3 protein-coding genes are annotated in these 5,837 nt (G+C 73.2%); 1 reads left to right on the forward strand and 2 read right to left on the reverse strand.

What is annotated here, in order from left to right; all coding sequences use genetic code 11:
• Nucleotides 1–289 precede the first annotated feature (289 nt).
• A complete protein-coding gene (locus IFT36_RS14775) occupies nt 290–1,744 on the forward strand; it encodes a nucleobase:cation symporter-2 family protein (RefSeq protein WP_200413525.1) in 1,455 nt (484 codons plus the stop codon).
• Nucleotides 1,745–1,881: 137 nt separating this feature from the next.
• Here IFT36_RS14775 and IFT36_RS14780 read toward each other — a convergent pair whose 3' ends face one another.
• Together IFT36_RS14780 and IFT36_RS14785 are read right to left on the reverse strand one after the other, a co-directional pair.
• Nucleotides 1,882–4,653, reverse strand: a complete 2,772-nt coding sequence (locus IFT36_RS14780) for a molybdopterin-dependent oxidoreductase (protein WP_200413526.1) — start codon at nt 4,651–4,653, stop codon at nt 1,882–1,884.
• Nucleotides 4,650–5,582 carry an FAD binding domain-containing protein gene (locus IFT36_RS14785; protein ID WP_200413527.1) on the reverse strand — a complete coding sequence of 311 codons (933 nt, stop codon included), beginning with the start codon at nt 5,580–5,582 and terminating at the stop codon, nt 4,650–4,652. Before IFT36_RS14785 ends, IFT36_RS14780 begins: the two co-directional genes overlap by 4 nt.
• Nucleotides 5,583–5,837: the final 255 nt, after the last annotated feature.

Raw genomic sequence — 5,837 nt, forward strand, 5'->3', positions numbered from 1 at the left:
TGCGGTGCGGGGCCGGGCCGGGCCGGGCCGCGTCGCCTGGTGACGGCGCCGGCTGCCGCCGTGCTCCTCGACCGCCAGCCCGCGCCTCCTTCTCGATGCACCCGGTGTCGAACGATGCACCCCCTTGCTCGTGGGTGCATCGTTCGAAAGCGGGTGCATCGGCACGAGCGGCACCGAGCGCATCGACCCCGCCGACGACACGAGCCTGAAACACGCGTGCCGTCGCGACGAAACGCGCGTTTCGTACGCTGGCGGCGACCACCCGACATCCCCACGATCAGGAGTCCCGATGTCACAGTCCCCGCCCGAGTCGCCCGAGCCGCCCGCTTCGCCGGTCGCGACCGCCGGGCCGCCCGAGACGACCCACCCCGTCGACCGCGTCCCGCCGCTGCGGAGGCTCTTCCCGCTCGGCCTGCAGCACGTGCTCGCGATGTACGCCGGGGCGGTCGCCGTGCCCCTCATCGTCGGCGGAGCGCTGGTCGGCATGGGCCAGCTCGAGCCCGGCGACATCGCCTACCTGATCAGCGCCGACCTGTTCGTGGCCGGCATCGCGACGATCGTGCAGTCCGTCGGGTTCTGGCGCTTCGGGGTGCGGCTGCCCCTGATGCAGGGCTGCACCTTCGCCGCCGTCGGACCGATGATCGTGATCGGTGGCGAGTACGGCATCACGGCCATCTACGGCTCGGTCATCGCGAGCGGCGTCTTCATGATGCTGCTCGCCCCGTTCTTCTCGAAGCTGGTGCGGTTCTTCCCGCCGATCGTCACGGGCACGGTCATCCTGATCATCGGCGTCTCGCTCATGGACGTCGCCGCCGGCTGGGTCGGAGGAGGCGCGGGTTCTGACGACTTCGGACGCCCGCTCGACGTCGCCTTCGCGGCGGGCACCCTGCTGCTGATCATCCTGATCGAGCGGTTCGCGCCTCCTGCGCTCCGCCGTCTGTCGATCCTGCTAGGGCTCGTCGTCGGCACCCTCGTCGCCTGGCCGTTCGGGCTGACCGACTGGAGCGGAGTGGGCGAGAGCACCTGGTTCGGGCTCGCCCTGCCGTTCCACTTCGGGCTGCCGACCTTCCCGGTGAGCGCGATCGTGTCGATGTGCATCGTCGGCCTGGTGATCATGACCGAGACCACCGGCGACATCATCGCGGTGGGCGAGATCGTCGACCGCCCGGTGACGCCGCGACGACTGGCCGACGGGCTGCGGGCCGACGGCCTGTCGACCGTCATCGGCGGCGTCTTCAACACGTTCCCGTACACCGCGTTCGCGCAGAACGTCGGCCTGGTCAGCATCACCGGCGTGAAGTCGCGGTACGTGGCGACGCTGGCGGGGGGCATCCTCGTGGTGCTCGGGTTGGTGCCCGCGCTCGGAGCCGTCGTCGAGGGCGTACCCGTGGCGGTGCTCGGCGGGGCGGGCGTCGCGCTGTTCGGCATGGTGGCGGCGAGCGGCATCCGGACGCTGTCGAAGGTGCGGTTCACGAACTCGAACATCCTGATCGTGGCGGTCGCGCTGGGCGTGAGCCTGCTGCCGACGGTCAGCCCCGAGATCTACGCGCAGTTCCCGACCTGGTTCACGATCGTCTTCGACTCGGGCATCAGCGCCGGCGCGATCGTCGCCGTGCTGCTGAACCTGCTGCTCAACTCGCCGCGGATGCAGGCGCGCGACGAGGGTGCGGACCGTGACGTGTCGGCGCACGACGCTGTGCGCGGGCCCGCGGCACCGGCCGGAGCGACCGAGCGCGAGGGCTGAGCCCGGGCTTCGGTCCAGCCCGCGCTCGCGTCGCACCACCGAGTGAACGTCGCACCGCGCATGTCGGCGGTGCGACGTTCACTCGGTGGTGCGACGCGTGGTCCGGCCCCGCCCGGCCCCGCCCCGCTCTGCCCGGCTCAGCGACCGCCGGCGAGGCGCCAGAGGCGGTCGCGCGACATCGGCAGTTCGTGCGGTCGCACGCCGAGGGCGTCGCGGATCGCGTTGGCCAGGGCGGGTGCCACCGGGTTGTACGGCGCCTCGCTCATCGACTTGGCGCCGAGTGGACCGAGGTCGTCGTGCGTGGTCGCGAAGTGCACCTCGGTCTGGGGCACGTCGCCGAACTTGGGCATCCGGTAGTTGCGGAACGCCGTCGTCAGCACACGACCCTCGTCGTCGAGCATCATCTCTTCGTAGAGGGCCGTGCCGATCGCCTGCGCCGTGCCGCCCTCGACCTGCCCGCGCAGCTGCTCGGGGTTCAGCACGACGCCGGCGTCCGCCGCCTGAACGGAGCGCAGCAGGCGCACCTCGCCGCTCGCCCGGTCGACGGCGACCTCGAAGCCGTGGACGTTGAACGCCACCGAGCGTGGGGTGCCGTCGTGGGAACCGTCGGCGGTGAGCGGACCGTCGGCCAGCAGCCGATCGCCGGACACCAGGACGGTCGCGTCGACACCGGGGCCGACCCGCACCACGACGCCGCCCGCGACCACCTCGGGGGCGGTGCCGGTGTCGACGGCGTGACCCGCGCCTCCGGCGATCGCCAGCGCGCGGTCGACCATCGCCGCGCGCAGCTTGTGGGCGGCGGCGAGCAGGGCCTTGCCGGCGACGACGACGCCGGCCGACCCGTACGCACCCGTGTCGTACCGGGCCACGTCGGTGTCGGACTGCCGGACGACGACCCGGTCGGGCGTGGTGCCGAGCGCCGAGGCGACGAGCTGGGTGTGCACGGTCGTCGTCCCGTTGCCGAACTCGGCCGTGCCGACGCCGATGTCGTAGCGGCCGTCGGGCAGCAGCTCGATCGAGGTGTCGGCGAAGTGGCCGCGTGGCGGGATCGTGGCGATCATGGCCAGCGCCATGCCGCGCCCGGTGACCCAGGTCGGGCCGACGGGGGCAGGAGGCGCGCCCTCGGGGGCAGGAGACTCCAGCGCTTGCTCGACCAGGTCGAGGCACTGGTCGAGTCCGTAGCTGCCGATCAGCAGATCGCTCTCTTCGTCGGGGTCGGTGACCACCATCGGGTCACCGGGGACGATCACGTTGCGGCGGCGCAGCTCGAACGGGTCGATGCCGAGCTCGCGGGCCAGTTCGTCCATCGCGGACTCGACGGCGAAGACGACCTGCCCCAGCCCGTACCCGCGGAACGCCCCCGAGGGCAGGTTGTTCGTGTAGACCGACTCGGCGTCCACGCGCTTGTTCGGGCAGCGGTAGACGCTCGTCGACTCGTGCACCGAGTGGTACATCACGCCGACGCCGTGGTTGCCGTAGGCGCCCGTGTCCATCAGCTGGTCGACGTGCAGCGCGGTCAGCACCCCGTCGCTCGTCGCGCCGACACGCACGCGGACGCGCATCGGGTGGCGGGTCGGCGCGATCGTGAACTCGTCCTCGCGGGTGAACTCGTATTGCACGGGTCGACCGGTGCGCAGCACGGCGAGGGCGACGAGGTCTTCGGTGATGAGCTCTTGCTTGCCCCCGAAACCGCCGCCCACGCGGGCGGCGAAGACCCGGACCTGTTCCTGCGGCAGTCCGAAGACGTGGGCCAGCTCGTCGCGCACGAGGAACGGCACCTGGCTCGCCGTGCGGACGACGAGGCGCCCGTCGTCGTCGAGCCAGCCGCGCGAGGCGTGCGTCTCGAGCGCGCCGTGCGAGACGCGCTGCGTGCGCCAGGTGCCCTCGACGACGGCGTCGGCCAGCGCCAGGCCGGCCTCGACGTCGCCCGTCTCGTCGTGCATCGCGGCCACGGTGTTGCGCTCGGGGAACGCGATGCGCGACGCCTCGACGGTCTTCTCGCCGTGCAGCAGTGGGGCCCCGGGGGAACGCGCCGTCTCGGGGTCGAACACGGCGGGCAACGGTTCGTACTCGACCACGATCGCGGCCAGGGCGTTCGTCGCCGTGCGGACGTCGTCCGCGGCGACCGCGGCGACGCGCTGCCCTCGGAACCGCAGCACGGGGTCGAGGACCAGACCGTCGTCCGGGTCGTCCTCGCGGTCCTCGTGGCGACCGGTCGAGAACAACGTCGCGGGGGAGTCGCGGTGGGTCAACACCAGGTGCACGCCGGGCAGCGCCTCGGCGGCACTCGTGTCGATCGAGGTGATGCGGGCGTGGGGGTGCGGGCTGCCGAGCACGGCGAGGTGCAGCAGCTTCGTCGTGCTGCGGAAGTCGAGCGTGTACGGCTCGCTGCCGGACGCCACGCGCAGGGCCGCCGGGGCCTTCACCGACCGACCGGCCGCCTCGCCGTCGGCCGGGGCCACCGTGTTCGAGACGCCGCAGATCGCGTCGCCGATCGCCCGGTACCCCGTGCACCGGCACAGGTTGCCCTTCAGGAGGCGCGGGAGGTCGTCCGCGTCGGCCTCGGTGAACGTCGAGGCCGTCACCACCATGCCGGCCGTGCAGAAGCCGCACTGGAACCCGGCCGCGTCCGCGAACGCCTGCTGCACGGGGTGGGGGTGCTCGGGGGTGCCGAGGCCGGCCGCCGTCGTCACGGCCCGGCCCTCGAGCCGGTGCGCGGGATAGATGCACGAGTGCACGGGCTCGCCGTCGACCAGCACCGAGCACGCGCCGCAGTCGCCCGCGTCGCAGCCCTTCTTGACCGAGTGGACGCCGTGCTCGCGCAGCACCGTCCGCAGCACCTGGCCGGGGTCGACGTCGGCGTCGAGCGGGAGGCCGTCGACCTCGAACGTGACGTGTCTCGGGGTCATCGCGCGCCTCCGGGGGTCGTGGTGGTGGGCGGCGTCCGCCTCGCGCGGGCGGCCGCGCTGCGCGGGTCGTGGGTCGACTCGCGCACGGGTCGCGCCGGCGCGTCGGTGGCGGGTCGTCCGAGCTCGACGCGCAACTCGTCGGCGAAGCGGGCGCTCATCGCGCGGCGCCAGTCGGGGTCGCCGTGGGGGTCGGAGTACCAGCAGTCGATGCGGCCGAGAGCGTCCGCCAGGGCCCGCTCGCCGGGCACCTCGTCGAAGCGCAGCTGGACGGGACGGGTCGTCCCCGCCGTGATCGTGACCACGAACTCGCCGTCGAGGCCGAGCCGGGCCGTGACCAGCGTGCCCGAGCGGCCCAGGGGGCTCAGCGAGATGCGCCGGAACCCGGTACGGGAGCGCAGGGACCCGAGCGGCACCTCGAGGGTGCGCAGCACCTCACCCTGCTCGAGGGTGTTCTGCACCACTCCGGTCACGAAGGAGGACACGGGCTGGCGGCGCTCGCCCCCGTCGGTCGTCCAGACGACGGCCGTGGCGTCGAGCGTGGCCATGAGCGACGTCATGGCCCCGGCAGGCAGCCCGAGGGCGACGTTGCCGCCGACCGTCGCGACGTTCCAGATCTTGAACGAGGCGAGCAGCGAGTTCGCGCACTGGTCGACGAGCGGGTGGGCGACCCAGTCGGCGTCGGCGGGCAGCCGCAGCAGCTCGGCGATGGTGCAGGTGGCGGCGACGCTGACGACGTCGCGGCCGTCGGCGGCGATGCCGCGCTCGACCGGCGACCACCCGAGCGAGGTCAGATCGACCAGGCCGGTCAGCCCGGGCTGCCGCTCCGAGAACAGCCACGTGCCGCCGCCGAGGGGCCGCTCGCCGGGCGCGAAGACCATCTCGTCGCGGCGTGACGGGGTGCGGATCTCGCGAACGGTGGTCAGGTCCATGGGAGACCCCACTCTGCACGACGGGCGTTTCGAGCATGTGTCGGCTCGCTCGGCGTCGAACGACCGGCCCCGGCGCGGAGCCGCCGACACCGCAGCCGCGTCGGGTGGAGGGCCGGGACGAGCGCCGGAGCCGCGGCGGGGGCCGGGGACGGGGTCGCACCACCGTCGTGTGGTCGAACCACGCTCGCGGGTGGTTCCACGACGCGGACGTGGTGCGAGCGGCCGCTCGCCGGGGCGCGCCTGGGTGCCGCGTCG

This window comes from Frigoribacterium sp. CFBP 13605 (assembly GCF_014839405.1).
GTDB lineage: Bacteria > Actinomycetota > Actinomycetes > Actinomycetales > Microbacteriaceae > Frigoribacterium.

Excerpts from the sequence above, each read along its gene's own strand:
- IFT36_RS14780 (WP_200413526.1), bottom strand. The coding sequence starts at position 4,653 with ATGACCCCGAGACACGTCACGTTCGAGGTCGACGGCCTCCCGCTCGAC.
- IFT36_RS14775 (WP_200413525.1), top strand. The coding sequence starts at position 290 with ATGTCACAGTCCCCGCCCGAGTCGCCCGAGCCGCCCGCTTCGCCGGTC.
- IFT36_RS14785 (WP_200413527.1), bottom strand. The coding sequence starts at position 5,582 with ATGGACCTGACCACCGTTCGCGAGATCCGCACCCCGTCACGCCGCGAC.